The 20,749-nt window shown below is 58.8% G+C and carries 21 protein-coding genes and 1 tRNA gene; 8 read left to right on the top strand and 14 right to left on the bottom strand.

The window, feature by feature from the left end; all coding sequences use genetic code 11:
• Nucleotides 1-106: 106 nt before the first annotated feature.
• The gene (locus HDF10_RS15325; protein WP_183814849.1) at nucleotides 107-778 is read right to left on the bottom strand and encodes a helix-turn-helix domain-containing protein; all 672 of its coding nucleotides are present in this window, start codon (nucleotides 776-778) and stop codon (nucleotides 107-109) included.
• Between the two features lie 308 nt (nucleotides 779-1,086).
• Here HDF10_RS15325 and HDF10_RS15320 point away from each other — a divergent pair, with 308 nt between their 5' ends.
• Nucleotides 1,087-1,392, top strand: coding sequence for a helix-turn-helix transcriptional regulator (locus tag HDF10_RS15320; protein ID WP_256369953.1), 306 nt, complete (start codon nucleotides 1,087-1,089; stop codon nucleotides 1,390-1,392).
• Here HDF10_RS15320 and HDF10_RS15315 read toward each other — a convergent pair.
• From HDF10_RS15315 to HDF10_RS15310, 3 genes are all read right to left on the bottom strand, one after another.
• On the bottom strand, nucleotides 1,389-2,258 hold the full coding sequence (locus tag HDF10_RS15315) for a tyrosine-type recombinase/integrase (RefSeq protein ID WP_406706553.1): 870 nt from the start codon (nucleotides 2,256-2,258) through the stop codon (nucleotides 1,389-1,391). The genes HDF10_RS15320 and HDF10_RS15315 overlap by 4 nt on opposite strands.
• Nucleotides 2,259-2,261: 3 nt before the next feature.
• Nucleotides 2,262-2,615: an Arm DNA-binding domain-containing protein gene (locus HDF10_RS20600; protein WP_221271773.1), complete on the bottom strand. Its 354-nt coding sequence runs from the start codon at nucleotides 2,613-2,615 to the stop codon at nucleotides 2,262-2,264.
• Nucleotides 2,616-2,819: 204 nt separating this feature from the next.
• Nucleotides 2,820-2,893, bottom strand: a tRNA-Gln gene (locus tag HDF10_RS15310).
• A gap of 136 nt (nucleotides 2,894-3,029) precedes the next feature.
• Between HDF10_RS15310 and HDF10_RS15305 the strand changes: the two genes are divergently transcribed.
• On the top strand, nucleotides 3,030-3,533 hold the full coding sequence (locus tag HDF10_RS15305; protein WP_183814847.1) for a DinB family protein: 504 nt from the start codon (nucleotides 3,030-3,032) through the stop codon (nucleotides 3,531-3,533).
• Nucleotides 3,534-4,281: 748 nt separating this feature from the next.
• Here HDF10_RS15305 and HDF10_RS15300 read toward each other — a convergent pair.
• On the bottom strand, nucleotides 4,282-4,878 hold the full coding sequence (locus tag HDF10_RS15300; RefSeq protein ID WP_183814845.1) for a CGNR zinc finger domain-containing protein: 597 nt from the start codon (nucleotides 4,876-4,878) through the stop codon (nucleotides 4,282-4,284).
• 242 nt (nucleotides 4,879-5,120) lie between these two features.
• Here HDF10_RS15300 and HDF10_RS15295 point away from each other — a divergent pair, with 242 nt between their 5' ends.
• The gene (locus HDF10_RS15295) at nucleotides 5,121-6,035 is read left to right on the top strand and encodes an alpha/beta fold hydrolase (RefSeq protein WP_260177916.1); all 915 of its coding nucleotides are present in this window, start codon (nucleotides 5,121-5,123) and stop codon (nucleotides 6,033-6,035) included.
• Between the two features lie 169 nt (nucleotides 6,036-6,204).
• On the opposite strand, the gene HDF10_RS15290 is transcribed toward HDF10_RS15295, so the two are convergent.
• The 7 genes from HDF10_RS15290 to HDF10_RS15260 form a co-directional block, all read right to left on the bottom strand.
• Nucleotides 6,205-7,116, bottom strand: coding sequence for an NAD-dependent epimerase/dehydratase family protein (locus tag HDF10_RS15290; protein ID WP_183814835.1), 912 nt, complete (start codon nucleotides 7,114-7,116; stop codon nucleotides 6,205-6,207).
• Between the two features lie 60 nt (nucleotides 7,117-7,176).
• Entirely contained in the window at nucleotides 7,177-7,611 is a 435-nt protein-coding gene (locus HDF10_RS15285; RefSeq protein WP_183814833.1) for a DUF1801 domain-containing protein, read from the bottom strand.
• 221 nt (nucleotides 7,612-7,832) lie between these two features.
• Complete coding sequence (locus tag HDF10_RS15280) at nucleotides 7,833-8,393, bottom strand: cytochrome P460 family protein (RefSeq protein WP_183814831.1); 561 nt, start codon at nucleotides 8,391-8,393, stop codon at nucleotides 7,833-7,835.
• A gap of 290 nt (nucleotides 8,394-8,683) precedes the next feature.
• Nucleotides 8,684-9,103, bottom strand: coding sequence for a DoxX family protein (locus HDF10_RS15275; protein ID WP_183814829.1), 420 nt, complete (start codon nucleotides 9,101-9,103; stop codon nucleotides 8,684-8,686).
• Entirely contained in the window at nucleotides 9,100-9,525 is a 426-nt protein-coding gene (locus tag HDF10_RS15270; protein WP_183814827.1) for an SRPBCC family protein, read from the bottom strand. Before HDF10_RS15270 ends, HDF10_RS15275 begins: the two co-directional genes overlap by 4 nt.
• On the bottom strand, nucleotides 9,522-10,001 hold the full coding sequence (locus HDF10_RS15265) for an SRPBCC family protein (RefSeq protein WP_183814825.1): 480 nt from the start codon (nucleotides 9,999-10,001) through the stop codon (nucleotides 9,522-9,524). The genes HDF10_RS15270 and HDF10_RS15265 overlap by 4 nt, the downstream gene beginning before the upstream one ends.
• Entirely contained in the window at nucleotides 10,001-10,336 is a 336-nt protein-coding gene (locus HDF10_RS15260) for an ArsR/SmtB family transcription factor (RefSeq protein WP_183814823.1), read from the bottom strand. Before HDF10_RS15260 ends, HDF10_RS15265 begins: the two co-directional genes overlap by 1 nt.
• 479 nt (nucleotides 10,337-10,815) lie before the next feature.
• Here HDF10_RS15260 and HDF10_RS15255 point away from each other — a divergent pair, with 479 nt between their 5' ends.
• A complete protein-coding gene (locus HDF10_RS15255; RefSeq protein ID WP_183814820.1) occupies nucleotides 10,816-12,570 on the top strand; it encodes an MOSC and FAD-binding oxidoreductase domain-containing protein in 1,755 nt (584 codons plus the stop codon).
• Nucleotides 12,571-12,595: 25 nt separating this feature from the next.
• Here the strand turns inward: HDF10_RS15255 and HDF10_RS15250 are convergent, their stop codons facing one another.
• Complete coding sequence (locus HDF10_RS15250) at nucleotides 12,596-13,762, bottom strand: VWA domain-containing protein (protein WP_183814818.1); 1,167 nt, start codon at nucleotides 13,760-13,762, stop codon at nucleotides 12,596-12,598.
• Between the two features lie 190 nt (nucleotides 13,763-13,952).
• Between HDF10_RS15250 and HDF10_RS15245 the strand changes: the two genes are divergently transcribed.
• Together HDF10_RS15245 and HDF10_RS15240 are read left to right on the top strand one after the other, a co-directional pair.
• Entirely contained in the window at nucleotides 13,953-15,788 is a 1,836-nt protein-coding gene (locus HDF10_RS15245; RefSeq protein WP_260177915.1) for a SpoIVB peptidase S55 domain-containing protein, read from the top strand.
• A 201-nt stretch (nucleotides 15,789-15,989) separates the two neighbouring features.
• Nucleotides 15,990-16,997: an NAD(P)-dependent alcohol dehydrogenase gene (locus HDF10_RS15240; RefSeq protein ID WP_183814816.1), complete on the top strand. Its 1,008-nt coding sequence runs from the start codon at nucleotides 15,990-15,992 to the stop codon at nucleotides 16,995-16,997.
• A 23-nt stretch (nucleotides 16,998-17,020) separates the two neighbouring features.
• Here HDF10_RS15240 and HDF10_RS15235 read toward each other — a convergent pair whose 3' ends face one another.
• Nucleotides 17,021-17,704 (bottom strand): MOSC domain-containing protein, encoded by a 684-nt coding sequence (locus HDF10_RS15235; protein ID WP_183814814.1) that lies wholly within the window; start codon nucleotides 17,702-17,704, stop codon nucleotides 17,021-17,023.
• Nucleotides 17,705-17,794: 90 nt separating this feature from the next.
• On the opposite strand from HDF10_RS15235, the gene HDF10_RS15230 reads away from it, so the two are divergent.
• Both HDF10_RS15230 and HDF10_RS15225 read left to right on the top strand, forming a co-directional pair.
• Entirely contained in the window at nucleotides 17,795-20,026 is a 2,232-nt protein-coding gene (locus HDF10_RS15230; protein WP_260177914.1) for a hypothetical protein, read from the top strand.
• Nucleotides 20,026-20,673: a trimeric intracellular cation channel family protein gene (locus HDF10_RS15225; protein ID WP_183814812.1), complete on the top strand. Its 648-nt coding sequence runs from the start codon at nucleotides 20,026-20,028 to the stop codon at nucleotides 20,671-20,673. Before HDF10_RS15230 ends, HDF10_RS15225 begins: the two co-directional genes overlap by 1 nt.
• Nucleotides 20,674-20,749 lie beyond the last annotated feature (76 nt).

Raw genomic sequence — 20,749 nt, 5'->3', positions numbered from 1 at the left:
ATTGTCAAGTTTTTTTGCGAAAAAACTTGACATACCTCTATCCGAAAACCCATGAGTCCGCTGTTCTCTACCAACTGACATTCGAGTGGTTGGGGCCGCCGCCGAATCACAAGCTCAACCCCTGGTCGGTGCCGACAGTGCCTTTAGCGATAGATTGAGCTTGTGAGATTTCACTGACCGCAAGAGTGAGGTGTCCAGCATGTTCTAAAGCATGTTCCTTCGCAATGGGCTGGGCATGGCGGTCGTAGAACTGACTTTGCTGGTCAATATGCAGCCAGCCGCCCGTCTGGTTGTGCTGGTAGCTCTGGATATCGCCGGTCTCCCGCTTCCACTCGTAACCAGAGGCATCATTCGGCAACGCATTGTGGAGCGGTGCATAATGCCGTTGGTCGATTTCAGAGGGCGTCTGCACCTTGTCGGTTGCAGGATGGTGGGCTTCCTGTTGGAACTGCCTTCTTTGCTCTTCGGGGGTTAGTTCTTTGGTATTTGTCATGGTCTGCTCCTTCGATTGGGGTTGGTGAGCTTGCGCTTCGCTGTTAGGTCTTGCGACCTCGACAGCAGAGGCTTTGCTGATATCGCCGGCGGGAGTGAGGGTCATTCCGCCACGATCCCGCTCAAATATTTGGATGTGGAGGGCGTCTTCTAGCTCGTTGATCTGCCGGTTAAGAGCGGACTGAGCTAACGCAATGCGCGTCGCAGCTGCGGTGATTGTTCCCGCTTCCGCGATTGCGACAATGCTCTTCAGGTGTTTGAACTCAAGGTGATCGTAGACACTCAATGGACATGCCCCCGGAACTCTAGTAAGCGGTGGTGCTGTCGTTAAAGGACTTCCATCCCGTAACTTCTTTCACTTCAATTGGAACCAAATTGGTAAACAAAAGTTGCGTGACTCAAGGCAACCCGACGACTCTGCAAATAGTAAGACGCAGAAAACCCCCATCTCGTTTAAGCATCGCCATCCATCGCAACAAAGTATTGGACGGTGGCGCGTAGGGCGGGCAGTATCATCCAAGGTCATTCGTAATCCCCCCGGAGGTTCCCTTGCTGTCCAATCACAATCTCCCATCGAAGAAGCCGTCCGGGCGAGTGGAAACGGACGCTGGACGATCTGCGCTGCCAAATGCTCTGGAAGAGGTCAGTTTCCTGCGTCTACCAGACGTGAAATTGGTCACCGGTCTGTCGAAGTCTAGCCTCTATGCACTGATCCGTGCGAATAGTTTTCCGGCACCCGTCCGGCTAGGACCGCGCACTGTCGCGTGGGTAAGATCGGAAGTCAAGGAGTGGGCTGCCGAGCGAATCTCGACATCGAGATCAGCGGTTTCACAGCTAAGCAGAAGGATGCCGCGACGCGGGCTTGGGGACGCTTGGGCATCTTCGAAGAAATATGCTTAGGCCGCTAGCGCCCGCCTCCCTTTAGCAAGCTGTGTATCCAGATAGTCCGCCCACCACTGCATCATTTCAGTGCGCTGCTTCAAATACTTCGCATGATTGTAGGCAGCAGACACCTTGTTCCGCTTCATGTGGGCAAGTTGCAAATCTACATGCTCATCGTCAAAGTCATTCTCATTGAGGATGGTCGAAGCTAGTCCACGGAATCCGTGTCCCGTCATGCGGCCCTCATATCCAAGTCTGTAGAGCGCATACAAGAGAGTGTTGTTGCTCATGGGCCTCTTCTTGTCCTTGGCTCCCGGGAATACCAATTTGCCATTGCCGGTGAGCAGCCTAAGCGCTCGAAGCACTTCCACAGCTTGGCGTGACAATGGGACGATGTGAGGGGTCTTCATCTTCATGCGCTCCGGCGGAATTTCCCATCGCGCTCTGTCGAAGTCGAACTCGGTCCATGGCGCTTCGATCAGTTCGCTGGTGCGTGGGAAACAGTACGCCAGCAGCTTGAGTCCAAAGCGTGTGAGAGCGTCTCCGTTGTAGTCGTCCATCTTCGCCAGCAACTCGGGCAAATCCTTTTCGTCCACACGGGCGAAGTTCTCTGATTCCGTCGCTGCCAACACGTCCCGCGGCTTGAAGTCAGCCGCAGGGTTCCGGCTCGCAAGTTCACGCGCGATGGCGAAGCGGAAAATCTGCCCGATGGACTGATGGGCTCTTTTGGCGACATCGCTCGCGCCGCGTGTCTCAATCGTCAGCATGATGTCCCGAATATGGCCCGTTTGGACGGCATCAATGGACAAATGACCGATGACGGGGAAGACATCAGCCTCAAGCCGATTCATCAGGGTCTCTGCGTGCCTGGGCGACTTGCCGATGGATCACCATGCCCACCATTTTCGGGCGACCTTTTCAAAGCTGTTGTCAGCCTCACGCTGAAGCACTTTGACTTCCTGCTGCTTCGCTTCGGCCTCAGCCTTGCGTTCGGCCATTGGATTGATGCCGGATGCCAGTAGCTTCTTCGCAGCGAAGTGAAGCTCGCGGGCGTCCTTGGGACCGATGAGCGGGTACTCCCCAAATGTCATGTTCTTCTCGGTGCCATCGAAGCGATAGCGCCAAAGCCAGAACTTCCCACCCCAAGGCTGGATGAGAAGACACAGCCCACCCCCATCGGCCAGCTTGTATTTCTTGTCTTTCGGCTTTGCATTCTCGATTTCCTCGATCGTCAGTGCCACGGCGGACCTCCAGAGCGGGGATTTTCTTTCCCCACACTTTGCCTCATCCTACCCCACATCTTTCCCCACAGAAAAGTCTGGCTGCACTCGGACGCCTTCGCACTCTCTCGCACGTTATTTTCGTGTAAGTTGCTGTAAAACAAGAACATCCTCGCGTGCGAGGATGTTCGGGGAGGTGCGAGGAAGTTCAGGTTTTGAGTGTTTTGGTTGCCCCCCAGGGATTCGAACCCCGATTGATCGGTTCAGAGCCGACTGTTCTACCATTGAACTAGGGGGCAACGTGCTTGGCGTGGGTGCGCTTTTGCGTCGCGAACAGGGTGCTCGCTGACTGCCTTGTATGAGTGTACGAGGTGAGGGAGATAAGGTCAACGGCTCAACGGATCTAGACGCTCTGGGGCGGGTTAGAATGCTGGGATGACTACGACCCTTGATGCTGTTGCTGTGGATTTTCTTGATGTTTCGTGTCGCCGGTTGGAGATGATGTGCGAGTGCCTGGTAGCTTGCCTGAAGAAGCTGACCTACGATCAGGTTTGGCAGCGGCAGGGGGCCCATGAGAATGCTGTGGGAAATCTTGTGCTCCATCTTTGCGGGAATGCGCGGCAGTGGGTGATGCATGGGGTGGGTGGGGCGGCCGATGTCAGGGTTCGGGATGCGGAGTTTAGTGCGGAGGGTGGGATGAGTCCGGAGGAGTTGATTGCTCTGTTCCAGTCGACGATGGCGGAGGCGAAGGGTGTGATTGCGGGGGTGCCGGCGGGGCGGCTGTCGGAGAGGATTAGTCCGCAGGGGCGCGATGTGAGTGTGATGGAGGCGATCTACCAGGTGGTGGGGCATGTGCAGCAACATGTTGGGCAGATTATTTTGCTGACGAAGCAGATGACTGCTGGGGATCTTGATCTTACAATTCCACGGCCCAGATAGTGTGGCCCCCTCCCCCTGTAGTATCTTGCAGGGAAGTTGTTTGTTTTTAGTTGTTTGCGCGGGGTAGCTGTCTGTAAAATATTGATTGCGTGTTAGTTGTTTACAAAATATTTGTAATCAATTAGTTATGGGGCGATATGCAGCTGTTTGTTGAAGTCTTGTGTTATCTTTTTTCTGCTCTTCCTTAAGTATAGTCCGGTGGTTTATCTGATACGCCACGGGGATGTTGTTTGGATAGAGGTTTTAGGCCTGGGTGGGGCTTGACATGGGTTTTTGTTGGGGTTTGTGGCGATTCGTTGGAGGGAGAACGAGCGCATCAGCGGCAAGAGCCTTAACGGCAATAAATGGTGGGCAAGTTCAAAGGCTGAATTCCGGTTGAAAGGTTCCTGCGGCATAGGTGAGTGGGATGTATCGGGATCCTTCGCTTCGCTCAGGATGACAGCAACAGCAACAACAACGGCAAAATGCAAATGCGGGGGTTTCTCCACTGCGCGGACCACGATGAGACTGTGGTCCGCTTCGGTCGAAATGACGATGTTGCTGGTGGGTGAGCAACAAGCAAATTCCTCCCGTTCGACTACGCGGAGGTGAGGAACAGCAGATCCCTGCGGGATGACAAAAACAATTGGTGGGTTGTGGTCGCGACGTGGTGGCTTGGTGGTGAGTTGTGGTGGCTTGGTGGTGAGTTGTGGTGGCTTGGTGGTGGGTTCGTTGTGGGTTGTGGTAGGTTGTGGCGGGTTCGTGGTCGCTAGGTGGTGGCTTGGTGGCGGTGGCGGAAGGCGGCTACCTTGTTGCGGTTGCCGCAGGTGGCCATGCTGCACCAGCGGCGATGGTGGGAGCGGGTCCGGTCGTAGAACCATAGGACGCACTCGGGGGCTTCGCAGTGACGGACTAGGTTGAAGTCGCCGGTGGCGAGGAGCTCGGCGGCGGCTTCGGCGATGGGGGCGAGGATCTCTTCGGGGGTGCGTTGTCTCCACTGACGTTCGAGGTGGAGGGTTCCACCCTTGGTGGACGATAGCTTGAGGTGACTCTGCGATTGAGCGAGCAAGGCGTTGATGGGAGCAGGGTCGGTGCGCTTACCTGCCTTTCTGGCTTCAACGATTCGGCGGATTGCTTCGCGGAGGGTCCGGGCACTGCGCAGGAGGGCGCCGGGCTTTGATCCTGCGCGGTCGTGCTCGACTGGCCAGCCAGCGCCGGCGAGCCACTGAAGTACATCCTGATCGGTCTGGAGGGAGTCTACGATGGTGCCGTTGAGAAGGAACACGGTGTTCAGGAGGTCGAGCGCAGGATGATCCCCTACCTTTGGTGGCTCGATGGAGGGAGGGAGTTTGGCGGGTGTCGGCATGGGGGATTTTTCTTCTGTTTTTATTGTAACTCGTGAAACCTATCCTGCTGGGTTACATCTTACTTGTAACTGTTGAATGCTGTTTTCACTGGTTTCACACATTTGAGTTGCGTGGAGCATGAATGGATCGTCGAAGCTTTTTGGCGGGAGGCGGGAGTCTGCTTGCTGTGGCGAGTGCTGCTCCTGCTGCCCTTTCACAAGGTTGGTTGGAAGAGACCCGGAGTTTCGGGAGAGGAGAGAGTATGTCTACTAGTTCAGGAGTATCTGGTTCAGGAGCGACAGGTTCAGGAGTTCCGCTGACTACCGTTCACCGCGTTGAGGCTGATGGGGTGAGTGTGTTCTATCGTGAGGCTGGGCCGGCGGGTGCGCCGGTGGTGCTGCTGTTGCACGGCTTCCCTGCTTCTTCGTTTCAGTATCGCGAGTTGATTCCGCGGCTGGCGGATAAGTATCGGGTGATTGCGCCGGATCTTCCGGGGTTTGGATTTACCGAGGTGCCGGAGGCGCGGCAGTACAGGTACAGCTTCGATGCGCTGGCGAAGACGATGCTGGCCTTTACCGATGCGCTGCATCTGAAGCGGTATGCGCTGTATGTGTTCGACTATGGCGCGCCGACTGGGTTTCGTATGGCGATGGCTCGTCCGGAGCGGGTGACGGCGATCGTCTCGCAGAATGGGAATGCTTATGAAGAGGGGCTTGGCGATGCGTGGGGGCCTATTCGCAAGTACTGGAGCGATCCTTCGGCGGCGAATCGCGAGGAGGTGCGCAAGGCTGCGGTGAGCTTTGAGGGAATCAAGTTTCAGTATGTGCATGGGGTGAAGAGTCCGGAGGCGGTAAAGCCCGAGGGGTACTGGCTGGACTATGCGCTGGTGAATCGGCCGGGCAATACCGACATTCAGCTGGATCTGTTTCTGGACTATCAGAACAACGTGAAGCTGTATCCGAAGTTTCAGGAGTACTTCAGGACGTCAAAGCCTCCGTTGCTGGCGATCTGGGGGAAGAACGATCCGTTCTTTATTCCTCCGGGGGCTGAGGCTTATAAGCGGGATATTCCGAGTGCTACGGTGCAGTTTCTGGACACGGGACACTTTGCGCTGGAGACGCATGTGGAGGAGGTTGCGGTGGCGGTGCGGGAGTTGCTGGCGAAGAGTGTTGGGTGATAGTTTCGCGGGTGTGTACGGGAGGTAACCCGCAAAGAATGGGTTACTTCCTAATGCCGACAATACAGCTGGAAGACCCGTAGCAGGATCAATCGTGGATCAATGAGTGCTTGGTCCCACGTCATCACACAATATATGAGCACCCTCCTCTGCCGTTCGCCACGGTTACTTAAACCTCCAGCCACTGCAATCTTCGCGGTTTCCATCCGAGAACCCACTTCGCCTTGGCATTGGAGGCGCCACTCAATTTCGTTGCGTAATAAACGACATCTTCTCCAGCAATTGACTTCACCTCGGCTTCGCTCATGCGCGGAGGTGGCGGAGCGCCTACAAACTTCGCAAACGCCGGCAGCCACACGGACTGAGGTGAAGGGTCATCGTCTACGAAGTTGTAGACACCGGGCTCCGCCGCCAGCGCTGCGACTGTTCCAATAGCAGCATCGTCGATATGGACAAAGGACGACACTCCCTCGCCCTTACCGACCACGGGATTCTGTTGCTTCATCGCCATGTTTGCTGCCGCCTCGCCGGGGTGATACCACGTTTTCGGCCCGTAAAAAAATCCATAACGCAGCGCCACCCCCTCAATTGCATTGGAACTGAAGAGGCGCGCTTCCAGTTCGGTATACGTCCGCGCACTCGCCGCTACTGCTGGGCTTGCATTCACATCCAGCGGAGAGGACTCATCCGCCAGCGTCCCTTCGGCCGCCTTCAAAAAGAACCCGCTCGCCTGCTGTAGATATCGCCGCACACCGCTCGCAAGCGCCGCACGAAAGAGATTTCCACCACCCTCAATCCTTAGCTTTCTGTCGCCAGCCGCATACTTAGGCATATCACTTTGTTCTTTGGGCAGCGACGTTAGTTCGTCGATTACCGCTTCCGCCTTTGAACGTCGCAGCGCCGTTTCCAGCGCCACGGCATCGAACGCGTCAACGAGAACGGCCTCGGCCCCCTGAGCCTCCAAGTTCTTCGCTCGCGTCGCGCTCGTTGTCATGCCTACTACGGAATGTCCCTGCTTTAGTAGCTCCGCGATCAAAGGTTCACCGATCGCTCCGCTCGCTCCTGCAACGAATACACGCATCGTCTACTCCTCTCAAAAGTAATGAGTGATGGTTTCGCCGGTGCCACGAGATTAGTCGAGCTACTTGTTGCTCGCTGGCTTGGGCTTCGGTTTGGGCTTGGCTTTGGCGGCTTTAAGATCGAGATTGAGGGCTACGGCGGCGCGAATGAGATCCTTCAAGGCCGCCTCGTCGAGCTTGTCGCCTTCGTGGAGGTCGATGGCGCGCCGGACATTTCCGTCGAGGCTGGAGTTGAAGAGACCCGATGGATCCGGCAACGCAGCTCCTTTGGCAAAGGTCATTTTGACGACGCTCTTGTACGTCTCTCCCGTGCAGACGATGCCGCTGTGGGAGAAGACGGGCGTGCCCATCCACTTCCACTCTTCGACGATCTCAGGGTCTGCCTTGTGGATGATGGCGCGCACCTTCGCGAGCGTCTTGCCGCGCCAGTCGCCGAGTTCGTTGATCTTCGCATCGATGTACGCAGATGCAGATTCCACCGGGACAACCTTTTTCATTTATCGCTCCAGACTCTCCTACGTAATTTAGCTGCGCTGGAGCGTGACCTGCAAGACGCTGTCCTGCCGGACGGGCCTGCTGCGCTCAGTTACCCCGGCGACGAAGACCTGTTGTCGATTCGGCGGTCACTTCGTGACTTGTGTACCGCTTCGCACGGTCCTCCCGTTGGTCGGAGGAGTAAGGGAGTGCCTCCTTTCGGTTGGATGCGCAACCGCACCGCTCACCTCGACCCGTACCGGGTGAAAACATAGTCTCGATTCTGCGCGGCCATGTGGCAAGAAACCCCACACTCCGCGTCATGCCCCTGCGGTGGTTTGTCATTCAAGTCGGCGGGCCTGAACGTATTGGACGCCGAGTCATACTCGAACGCGCCATAGCCCCACCCCTTACCGTCCGCAAACCTCTTGCTGTCCTTCAGCATGAAATCAACGTCATGCAAAGTTCCTGGCACGGTCGGCTCACCGGGCATGGCCTCATCCTTCTTCGCGTTCCAATGGATCTTCGCCATCTTGGCGCCATCGGGGAAGGGCTTGCCGTTCTCTGGAATGCCAGCCTTGTAGGCGTCGATCATCGCGGGATTTCCGAGGATCGCAGCGATCAGATCTCCGTGATGGCTGACGCCGATCACCTGCCAGCTTTCGTATCCCCTGAACTCGGAGAAGGCGAGGCCATTTGTAACTTTTACGGTGTACTTGTCCTGACTGGCGGAGGTCGCAATCTCGGAGACGGCGACGAGAGATGCCACAAGACCCACACTGATGAGTATGCGTTTTGACTTCATATCAACACCTCCACCTCTGGTTGAAGAACATACAGGTACTGGATGGTGTGCAGGGTATGCGCAATCCATAGCACCCACAACTGAACTAACTTAACTACAAAAGCTCAGCGTCAATTAGAGATTGGGCCCTGTGCAAGATATCCGGTGGCTTCCACTACAAGTGGCTACCCAGAGCGTGGCCCGATCCGTCGGCCCTGCCGCGATGGGTGGAAGTTGTATCAAATCAGATGCAGCAATTCTTCCGATGATTCCTCTGTCTCACCTTGGGTCGATGTTTCCAGCTCTGGTGGTTATATCGGAGTGCTGTTTGTTGCGGGAAAGAGGAGGCCGATAGTGCGGCTCTCCGGTCGCAGGGCCCAGGATGCCACAGTAATACCGGCGAGGATGAGCGGGGCCAGGATGTGAAAGGCATAGGCGCCGTAACCGCCGACTGCAGCGCAGGATGCGGCTGCGCCTGTCAGGTCGAAGAAGATGCCGGCGTAGGCCCACTCCTTGAGCCTCGGGTAGCGTGGCACGAGAATGGCGATGGCTCCGAGCACCTTCCAGAATCCCAGGATGGCGAAGAAGTACAGGGGGTAGCCAAGGACGGGCACGACGCCATGGGGGTTGCGCTGAAACTGTACCAGCTGCCCGGCACCGCCGCTTCCGATAAAAAATGCTATGAGTCCGGTCGTCGTCCAATACGTAATGTTCTTTGCCGTCGTGGTCATTGCACCTCCCCAAGGACACGCTCGAGGCCGCCGAAGAACTTCTGCCAGCCGTAGTTTGCGCCTTGATACGCTGCCTGCTGATCGGGACCGAAGCCGGACTGCTCCATGCGAAGGCGAGTGCCGCCGTCGGCTGGAGTCAAGGTGAAGAGCACTACCCATTGAAGCCCGGCTTCGCCTCCTCCAACACCCCAGTTATAAGACAGGCGTTGGAGTGGGTCGACGACGAGCACCTCGCAGTCGACGATGCCGTTCCAGTTTGGCATGGGGTCGGCGCGGAACTGGAACTTTCGCCCGGGCACCGGCTCGAAGTCGTTGTTCATCATCCACTGCGCGAGGAGCGGGCTCTCGGTGAGGGCGCGCCAGAGCTTTTCTGGTGCGTGTGGGAAGACTCGCTCAATGACAAGGGTATTGGGGGCGGTCATTGCTTTACCTCGCTGGGATTCAACTCTTCGGGATTCAACACTCCTGCCACACGCTCGAGGTTCGCGAGGACGCGTGGCCAGCCGAAGTTCATGGCCTGGTAGCCGCCTTCGTCCTGCGGGCGGAAGCCGGAGTGCTCCATGCGAACGTGGGTGCCAGCGCTTGTGGGCGTCAGGGTCCAGGTGACAACTGAGCGCAGACCGTCGGCGGCCTGGTCGCCGGAGGCGTTCTGGCTCCAGGAGAGACGCTGGGGTGGGTCGACTACGAGGACCTCGCAGTCGGCGATGCCGTTCCAGCCGGCCATGGGTTTGGCGCGGAAGTTGAACTTGTGCCCGACGATGGGCTGAAAGTCGTTCTTCATCAGCCATTGCTCGATGAGCGGGCCTTCGGTGAGCGCACGCCAGACCTTCTCCTGTGGATGCGGCATCTGGCGTTCGACGACGATGGAGCGAGTGGAGACGTCAACTGCTTGGGTCATTATTCCATCCTTTCCAAAAGTGCTTCAAGCTTGTCAAACCGGTCGCGCCAGAAGACACCGTAGTGACGCAGCCAGTCGACCATGGGTGCCAGGGCGTCTGGCTGCGCGCGGTAGTGAGTTTCGCGTCCCGCTCGGCGATGCCGTACCAGCTTTGCCCGCTTGAGCACGGTGAGGTGCTTGGAGACGGCAGGCTGGGAGACTCCGGCAAAGCTGGTCAAGGCGTGGACGGTCTGCTCTCCCTGCCGGGTCAACTCCTCGAAGATGGCCCGGCGGGTCGGGTCGGATAGGGCACGGAAGACGTGATGGGCGCTGGCCGGCTTCACAGGCAAAACCATAACCGTGTGGTTATGGTTTGTCAAGAGAGAAAGTAGTACTACCTCCGGAGGCGGAGGCTTTTAGGAGGGATAGTCCGAAATGCTGTGTGCGGTTTTTAGATACGGGACAATTTGCTCTGCAGACGCACGTGGAGGAGATAGCGTCGGCTGTGCGGGAGTTACTGGGGAAGAGTGTTGGGTGATGGTTTCGCTGGTGCTTGCGGGTGGATCACAGGTGTCTGGTCTCTCGATAAAACACTTTTTTACTGGGTTTTGGCGTCATGGAACCGATTGCGCGTAACGGCTGGATGACGAGATATTCGGAGATAAAAGGCTACGAACGGGTTTACTCTTGATAGTCGGCTATCGAGGAGTGGGTCTTGCATGTCCAGGCTAAAGCCTGGACCTATCTCAAAAAACAAAGACGGCAGCAGAGGATCACAGAGACGCGCTGCTCCTCGGAAACGACTCGCTCTATCTTCGGCGTGAGGGAGCAAAGGATGAATTCGCTTATCTCCGTGAATGTCGGTCTTCCACACGACGTCGACTGGCAAGGCAAGGTGGTCCATACCGCTATCTGGAAACGATCGGCACCAGGCAGGGTGATGGCGCGTCATTTAAATCTCGATGGCGATGGGCAGGGCGACCTTGCAGGACATGGCGGAGAACATCGCGCCGTCATGGTGTACCAACTCGACTCTTACCGCTACTGGGAGACGTACCTTCAGCGGCATGACTTTGAGTACGGTCAGTTTGGCGAGAACCTGACGGTTGATGGCCTGCCCGATGAGGAGGTCTGTATCGGGGATCGCTACCGGATCGGTGGAGCGCTGTTCGAGGTGACGCAGCCACGGGTTACCTGCTATCGCGTCGGCCTACGGATGAACAACCCTCAGATGCCCGCGCTGTTGGTTTCGCATAAGCGGCCGGGCTTCTACTTCCGTGTGATTGAGGAGGGAGAGATCGGCGCCGGAGATGAGATCGTGAAGGTGGCGGATGGACCGGAGGGTATGAGCGTCGCCGCGATCGATGCACTGCTTTACTTGCCTGACCATCCGCGCGATCAATTGGAACGTGCCCTTCGCGTCCCGGCACTCAGTGCAGGCTGGAGAGGATCGTTCGAAGCTCTGCTCGAGGGGGACGAGAAGGGTGGCAATGCCGGCCTGGCTCCATCCTCTGCGCCACCGCCGGCGTGGAGTGGGTTTCGATCACTGCGAGTGGGGGCGGTGCGACGAGAGAGCGCTGCCGTGCTCTCCTTTCTTCTCGAGTCGGAGGATCGGAGTGCATTGCCGGCGCCTCTTGCGGGTCAATTTATTGTCTTCAAGCTCGAACTCGACAAGAACTCCGCTCCTATCCTGCGAAGTTATTCGATGTCTGGTCCGCAGAGTGCCGGAACCTATCGCGTCAGCGTGAAGCGTGCTGATGGCGCAGGCAGCCACTACTTTCATGAACGTATTCAGGTTGGCGATCTCCTTCAGGTGAGCGCACCGAGAGGCAGCTTTACGCTTGCACCGAATGACAGACCCGTTGTGCTGCTGAGCGCGGGTATCGGGGCGACGCCGGTGCTCTCGATGCTTCACTCGCTTGCGGCTACAGAGGCAAATTCCACGCGGGAGATCTGGTGGTGTTACGGAGGCCGCAATGGCAGAGAACACCCCTTTGCGCTGGAGGTGCGGGAGCTGTTGAAGGGTCTTCCTAAGAGTCATTCGTTGGTTGCGTATAGCAAGCCCGAAGCTGGGGATCGATTGGGGAGTGACTATGACGTTCACGGGCACCTGAATCTTTCCTTCTTGGAAGAGCGCAACGTACCGAAGACAGCGGAGTTCTATCTTTGCGGACCTGCCAGTTTCCTCGCAGATCTGACTACGGCGTTGAAGGACTGGGGTCTCCCTGATTCCTGTATTCATTCAGAGACGTTCGGTACGGGATCATCAATAACACCCGGAATCGCAAGGACTGCCTTGGTGCAGCCGCATCAGCCTGCCGGAGCAGTTGGCGGCGGTCCGAAGGTTTTCTTCACGCGCAGCGGCCTTACAGTTCCGTGGAGCGAGCGATATGGAAGTCTTCTCGAATTCGCCGAAGCTTGCGATATTCCTGTCAGATGGTCTTGTCGGACGGGTGTCTGCCATATGTGCGAGTCCGGGTTGATTGGGGGCAAAATCGACTATGCGCCGGAGCCGCTTGATCGGCCTGCCGAGGGAGACGTTTTGATCTGTTGCTCGACACCGTTGTCGGAGATTGATTTGGATCTCTGATCATGTTGAAGAATCGACGCCTGGATTATTCGACGGGGAGTTTGGCGCTGTAGCCGTCGCGGGCGATGACGGAGTACTTTTGCGGCTTGCCCTTTTCGTCCTGCATGCGCAAGGGGTGGCCTTCGTTGTCGACGAGGAGGACCTTGACCTTGCGGTAGGTGCCGTCGTTCTTGTTGTTGGTGGGGCGGTAGGTGAGGATGTACTCGTTGCGGATGGACTGGTTGATCTGGGAGAAGATGTCGGGGAGTTCGCCCTGGAAGACGGGGGCGAAGCTGAGGCCGCCGGTCATCCTGGCGAAGGTCTGTAGTTGATTCTGCGCCTGGAGGTAGTCGAGCTCGCGGGGGCCTCCGCCAGCGCGGAGCTCGTTGAGGAGCGCGCCGGTGGAGATGGTGAAGATGGTGACATTGGGGGTGTTCTTGACTTTGGCGAGGATCTTGTCGAGGGTGAGCTTGGAGAAGGTGTCACGGCCGGAGCCGATGAGGATGATGTACTTTCGGCCTTCGATGCGGCTGGTGCGGTCGAGGGTCTCGTAGAGGGCGTCGAACATGTCGGTGTCGGAGAAGCCGGGGATCATGAGCGACTGCAGAGATTGGGCAATGAGATCCTTGTTGTTGGTGAAGTCGGTGAGGATGTGGGTGCGGAGGTCGTAGGTGATGACGGCGATGTAGTCGTCGGGGCGGAGGGAGCGGAAGAAGTAGTAGGAGGCGTTGCGCATGTCGTTGATGAGGTAGTAGCTGTTGGCGGCGAACTCAAGCAGCATGACGGCTGTGATTGGGGTTTGCGTGGTTCGGACGCTGGTGATGGTCTGGGGGACGCCGTCTTCGAGGATGAGGAAGTTGTTGGCCTTGAGGCCGGGAACGAACTGGTGGGTCTTGTCGAGGATGACGCTGGCGTCGATGTTGACGATGGGGACGTCGACGCGGAGGGAGAAGGTTTCGTTGTCGGGATTTTTGACCTTGGGGGCGACGGGCGCGGGGGGCGGCGGGGGCTCGTCGGCTTCCTTCTTCTTCTTGAGGACGATGGTGCCGTTGTCGGTGTCGGGGCCGGCGTCGTCGGGGGTGGGTTTGGTCTGCTGGGGTGGGCTTTGTGCGGGTGCTTCCTGCGCGGGGGCGGCGGCGGGCAGGGTGAGAAGGAGGAGGCAGGAGAGAAGGAGGAGGATGCGAGCCCTGGGATGCGGAAGGATAGTCATCATCTGAAACTTTACTCCGAATGTTGGACGGGGTTTAAGTGCAATTGTGAGTAGAGCGTGTGTCCTGCCGGACGGGCTCCCTGCGCGGGAGGCGGTCACTTCGTGACTTGTATACCGCTTCGCCTGTTGCTCCCGTTGGTCGCTTGGTGAGTTTGTGCCACTACTTATGACTTCCTAGTAGTCTGTAGACGTGATGGATGCGGTAAAAACTCGGTTGTGGATGACTGGCCTGATGATGGGCTGGGTGTTGGGGAGTTCTGCGCTGGCCTCGGCTGCGGGGCAGGCGGTGAGTGGGACGGGATGGACTGCGGTGGCGGCGCCTTCGGTGGCTCCGGCAGTGACGAAGTTTTTTCCTCTGGCCGAGGTGAGGCGGGGAATGCGCGGAGTGGCTTATACGGTCTTCGAAGGGGTGAATCCGGAGCCGATGCAGGTGGAGATTTTGGGGCTCTTGAAGGATGCGCTGGGACCGGGGCAGGACATGATTCTGGCTCGGCTGCATGGGGATAAGCCGGAGTACACGGGCGTGGTGGCGGGGATGAGCGGAAGTCCGGTGTATATCGACGGGCGGCTGGTGGGGGCGCTGAGTTATCGGATCGGGCAGTTCAGCAAGGAGCCGATTGCGGGGATTACGCCGATCGAGTCGATGCTGCAGGTACGGGATGAAGATGGGGCGGCGGGGGGGATGAAGCTGGCCGGAGTGAAGCTGCCTGGGGTGAGCAGAGAGTTTGAGGGGCAGCCGGAGATGCGGGCGATGGAGACTCCGCTGATGATGGGCGGGTTCAGCCAGGAGACGGTGGAGCGGTTTGGGGATCGGTTTCGCGCGATGGGTTTGACGCCGGTGGTGGGGCTGGGTGGGGCGGACTCGGCCGTGGTGCAGCCGGAGCCACTGGTTCCGGGGAGTGCGGTGAGCGCGGTGCTGGTTCGAGGGGATCTGTCGATGGCGGGGACTTGCACGGTGACGTATGTGGACCCGACGAGGCTGCTGGCGTGCGGGCATCCGATTACGCAGTATGGGCCGGTGGATATGCCGATGACCAAGGCTACAGTGCTGGCTTCGCTGGCGTCGCCGTTAAATGCGTTCAAGATTATTAATACGACCGAGACGGTGGGGGCGTTTACGGAGGATCGCGCTTCGGCGATTATGGGGCGGTTTGGGGTGGAGGCGCGGATGATTCCGGTGGTGGTGGAGGTGGTTCCTCCTCCGACGGAGAAGGGAGTGCAGGCCAAGACTAGGACGCTGCACTTTGAGGTGTTGGATAACCGGCAACTGACTCCGTCGGCGATGGTGGTGTCGGTGTATCAGAGTTTGCAGACGAATAACACGGCGGCGGAGGAGTTGAGCTATCGGCTGTCGGGCGAGATAGATGTGAAGGGGTTACCGCCGGTTGCGATGCAGGGGTTGATGACGCAGAACGAGCTCAATCCGGCTACGATCAACGCGGCTTTGCTGGTGAATGACCGGTTCAGCAAGGTGTACGGGAATGCGCTGGATCAGCCGGTGGTGACGGGGGTAAAGCTGAGGGTGGAGGCGATTCCGGCGAGGATGTCGGCGGTGCTGGAGTCGGCGCGTTTGAGCAGGATGGAGGCTCGGGCGGGGGATGAGATTGAGGTGGAGGCGGTGGTGCATCCCTATCAGGCTGAGACGAGGATGGTGCGGGTGAAGGTGAGGTTGCCGGAGGATGTGAGCGCCGGGTCGATGCGGGTGGTGGTGAGCGATGGCGCGACGGTGGACAAGCTGACGACGAAGGCGGGGGCGGAGCGGTCGGTGGGGCTGGCCGATACGGTGGCGGCGCTGAACAGGATTCATGAGAACGATCGGGTTTATGTGACTCTGTTGAATCATGCGGCGCAGGTGGTGCTGGAGGGCGAGGCTCTGCCGGAGGTTCCGTTGTCGATGGCGAATATCTATGAGCCGTTGAAAGAGGCGCAGAAGATGCAGCTGACAGGGGAGAGTGTTGTGGCTGCGGGGTCGGTGGAGGCGGGATACGCTGTGAGTGGCTACCAGGTGCTGAACCTGGTGGTGCGGTAGCAGGGTGAGACTTTTGGGCGACGCTAATAAGTGTTGAGGCAGGTCTTGTTACACGATTGTTGCGATCGGGTGCGATTAGCGTGCGGATTTTTTTTGCTCCGGTTGGTGTTGTAGCATCAAAGGGCAGGTAGCAGCAAAGGTAGATGGCATCAAAGGGTCGGCGCGGCGGATATGTTCTGCGCCAAAAGGGAAAGACTTCGAATGAGTGAAATACATGGTCTCGCTGTGCATGCGGCCGGCGCACACTTACTAGCCTATAAATACGATCCGGGCGAGCTGCAGGCGAATGAGGTTGAGGTAAAGATCTCGCACTGCGGCGTATGTCACAGCGATGTTCACCTGATCGATAACGATTGGGGGATCAGCAAGTATCCTTTTATTCCGGGCCATGAGATTGTGGGGACGGTGGTGGGGGTGGGCTCGGGTGTGAAGGACCGCGCGATGGGCGAGCGCGTGGGGATTGGCTGGCAGGCGGATAGCTGCGGGATCTGCGAATGGTGCCGGCAGGGACTGGAGCAGCTGTGCGCGAAGGCTCAACCGACGTGCGTGGGACGCAATGGCGGATTTGCCGACAGGGTTCGGGTGAACTCGCGATTTGCGATTCCCTTGCCTGCAAAGCTTGAGAGCGAGAATGCGGCTCCTCTGCTGTGTGCTGGGATTACGGTGTACGCTCCGCTGAGGAACTATGAGGTGCGTCCGTCGTCGCGGGTGGGCGTGATTGGGATTGGCGGGCTGGGGCATCTTGGGGTGCAGTTTGCGAAGGCGTTTGGCGCGGAGGTGACGGCGTTTTCAACCTCGAAGGATAAAGAGGCCGAAGCGAAGCAGTTGGGTGCACATCACTTTGTGAATACGCGCGATACGGGAGCGCTGAAAAAGGTCGCGGGGTCGTTTGATCTGCTGCTCTCGACGGTGAGCGCGGATCAGGAGTGGCAGGCTTATGTGAATGCTCTGCGGCCGAAGGGAACTTTGTGTGTTGTTGGAGCGCCGCCTTCTCCGATGCCGATTCTGGGTGGGTCGCTGATTGCGCACCAGAAGGCGGTTGCGGGGAGCAATACCGGAAGTCCGCAGGAGATCAGCGAGATGCTGGACGTTGCGGCTCGGCATGGGGTGAAGGCGATTACGGAGCGGTTTGCGATGGCCAAGGCGAATGATGCTGTGACCAAGGTGAAGAAGAACCAGGTGCGGTATCGGGCGGTTTTGACGAATTAGCAGCTATCAGATACGCATAGCTGCTAGTCGCCTCCGTTCTTCATGGTCGAGGTCCAGTGGGCGGCGCGGTCTTCGAGTTTTTCGCGTGCCTGGTCCTTCCACCATGATTCGAGGCCGGACATCTCCTGCATTTTTTGGGCATAGCTTGCGTCGAATTTCAGATACATGCAGCGGTTGATTGCAGGGATCGAGCCTTCGGGGTTGAGTCGCTCCTCGATGATCCACGGGTCTAACGGCTGAAGTGTTCCCGGCTCAAGGACGCGCAGATAAAAGCCCGTGCGATTTTCTTGAATGGTGAGTTTGATCCAGTCAGGGCGTCCGATTCGTCGTGCTTGATTGGCGCACGGGATCCGCGGGCCGCTGACTTGAACGAGCGACGTGCCTAGACGGACCCGGTCGCCTACGCAGACCTGATCTTCGGCGAGGTCGTCGAGGGTGAGATTTTCGCCGACGACTCCGGCTTCGAGGTTCATGTGGTATCGGGTGTTCCAGAAGGCGTAGTGATCGGTGAGATGGACGCAGAGGGCTGCGCCGGGGCCGCCATGATAGGGCTGGGCGACCTTGTCTCCGGCTAGTCCTTGGCGGGTGACTTGTACGGGGCCGTCGACGCGATCGCGAAAGATGGAGGAGGTCCAGGTGCCGCGCTCGTCGGTGATGGATTTGGGCTGGCCGGTGAAGACTGCCCGGATGGTGGCGGGTTTGCTCACGTGATCGATTTTAGGCTGACGGTGGGAGTGCGTCGACCGCGCCGTTCGGAGATCGTTCGAAGATCGTGGAGATACTTTAGACTCAGGGTGATGATGCGACGAGTGTTGGTTACGGGATTTGTGGTGTCTTCCCTGCTGTCTGGGTGGGCGTGCGCGCAGGGTACGAAGCTGTGGAGCGTGGAACGCTACGACGAGATGGAGAAAGGCAATGCGGATGGGGTGGCGATCCGCAGCGATGGACGGCTGGAGGCGGGGCCGGCTGCTTCGCTGGTGTATGAGACGGGAAAGAGCTACGCGTGGGCGCTGGCAAGCGATGCCGCGGGGAACGGCTATGTGGGGCTGGGTGGGACGGCGGCGGGGTCGGCCGTGGTGATGAAGGTGACGCCGGAGGGGAAGGCGACGCAGATATTTGCCGGGAAGGAACTGGCGGTGCAGGCAGTCCGCGTGGCGGCGGATGGGAGTGTGCTGGCGGCGACTTCGCCGGATGGGAAGGTGTATCGGATTCCTGCGGATGGCGGGGCGGCGGTGGTGGTGTTCGATCCTTCGACTACGGAGGAGAAGCCGAAGTACCTCTGGGACCTGGCGGTGGGTAAAGGCGGCGAGGTTTATGTGGCGGCGGGGGCTCCGGCGGTGGTGTACCGGGTGGCGGCGGGTGGCGGTAAGGCGGAGGTTTTGTTCCGGACGGCGGATCAGCATATTCGTTGTCTGTTGCTGGCGGCGGATGGGACGTTGTGGGCTGGGTCGGATGGATCGGGTGTGGTGTACCGGTTTGCGACGGGGACGGCGGGGGCGAAGCCGTTTGCGGCGTATGCTGCGGGGCGGCGCGAGATTACGGCTCTGGCGATGGATGCGGCGGGAGATGTGTATGCGGCGGGGGTGGGGACGAAGGGACACTCGGCACTGCCGCCGCTGCCGGTGACGGGGGGCGTGGGGGTGACGATTACGTTTGTGCAGCCGGGGTCGTCGGCGGCGGCGGGGGCGAATACGCTGGTGCCGGATGGGTCGGAGATTTATAGGATTGGGGTGGATGGTGCTCCGCAGAAGCTGCTGACGCTGAAGGATGATGTGGTGTATGCGCTGGCGGTGCGGGGTGGAAGCTTGCTGGCGGCTACGGGTAATCGTGGGCGTGTGTATCGGATTGAGACCAACGGGAGTGGGCGGTTTAGTGATGTGGCGCATCTGGAGGCTTCGCAGGGGATGGCGTTTGCTGCGGTGAAGGATGGGCTGCTGGTGGCGACGAGTAATAGCGGGAAGGTGTTTCGGCTGGGCGATGCGGTTGCATCGGCGGCGACTTATACGAGTGATGTGTTCGATGCGCAGAGTTTTTCGCAGTGGGGACGCGCGGAGGTTCGATCTGGTGGGGCGGCGGGGTTCGATCTGTTTGTGAGGAGCGGAAATGTGGAGAGCCCGGTGATGGGATGGAGCGAGTGGGCTCGCGTTGGCGCGGATGGGAGCTTTGCGGTTCCGCCGGGACGATTTGTGCAGTGGAAGGCGGTGCTGCGTGGCGGGGGATCGGTGGATGCGGTGGGGTTGAACTATCTGCAGCGAAACCTGGCTCCGGTGGTGGATGAGGTGGTGGTGCAGCCGGGGGCTCGGGTGACGCCGGTGGCTCCGGTTGCGGCCAATGCTACGGTGTCGGTGGCCTTCCCTGCTGTTACGGGTGCTGCGCCTGCGGTAAGTTTTTCGACCGATGCGAATGCTGCTCCGCTGATGGCGCAGAAGGATAAGACCGCGGTGACGGTGCGTTGGATGGCACATGACGATAACGGCGATGAATTGATGTTCGCGGTGTGGTATCGCGGGGTGGGTGAGGCGAACTGGAGGCTGTTGAAGGACAAGATCTCGGAGAAGGTTTATAGCTTCGATTCGGCGCTGCTGCCGGATGGGAGCTATGAGGTGAAGGTGGTGGCGAGCGATGCTCCCGTGCATACGGATGCGGAGGCGTTGACGGGAGAGCGGACGAGCGAGGTGTTTGTGGTGGATACGACACCGCCGGTGCCGGGGGTGTTGAAGGCTACGAAACAGACTTTATATGAACAAAGCGGTCCGAACAAAGCTGCCTCGACTTTTATTCATGCGACGTTGGAGGTGCGGGATGCTACTTCGCCGATCGCGCATGCTGAGTACTCGATTGATGCGGGACCCTGGCAGTATCTTGAGCCGGTGGGGAAGGTTTCGGATTCGTTGGCTGAGCGATATGACTTTACGGTGGCTGTGCCTGCGGCTACGGCTCCGGTGAATGATGCTAAGGAGCATGTGTTGGCGGTGAGGGTGTATGACCGGTATGAGAATGTCGTCGCGGTGAAGGCGGTGGTGCAGTAATGGCAGTGCGGGACTGGTTCCCGAAGTACAGGCAGGATGTGGTGCTGCTGGCGGTGGACCTGGTGGGGACGTTTGTGTTCGCGGTAGAGGGGGCGCTGGCGGGGATGTATGCGGGTCTGGATGTGTTTGGCCTGCTGGTGCTGTCGTTTGTGACTGCTCTTGGTGGAGGGACCATTCGCGATCTATTGATTGGCGCGATTCCGCCGAACAGTATTCGAGACTGGAGGTACGGAGCGACGGCGTTTGCCGGGGGTGGCGCTGTGTTTTTCTTTCATCCGTTAATTCAGAGGGTGCCGGTACACCTGATGATTACGCTCGACGCGGCGGGGCTGGCTCTGTTTGCGGTTGCAGGTGTGGGTAAGGCGCTGGAGTTCGGGATTACGCCGCTGCTTGCGATCATAATGGGAGCGGTGACTGGCGCGGGTGGCGGGACGGTGCGGGATGTGCTGCTGGCGCAGGTGCCTGGTGTGCTGCACTCGGATGTGTATGCGGCCGCGGCGCTGGCGGGGGCGGCGGTTGTGGTGATGGGATTGAAGCTGAAGATGCCGCGGGGGGTGGCGATGAGTCTTGGGGCTGCGGCTTGCTTTGTGTTGCGGATGGTGGCGGCCTGGCGGCATTGGAATCTGCCGAGGGTTGTGGGGAGTTGAGGCTGGTTGTCCTGTCGGACGGGCCACCTGCGCGTGGGGCGGTAACTTCGTGACGCGTATACCTTGTTTGGGCGGG

It is taken from the genome of Tunturiibacter empetritectus (assembly GCF_014201375.1).
GTDB lineage: Bacteria > Acidobacteriota > Terriglobia > Terriglobales > Acidobacteriaceae > Edaphobacter > Edaphobacter lichenicola_D.
The sequence above is the reverse complement of the archived record's forward strand: the minus strand, read 5'-3'. Positions and strand labels throughout refer to the sequence as shown.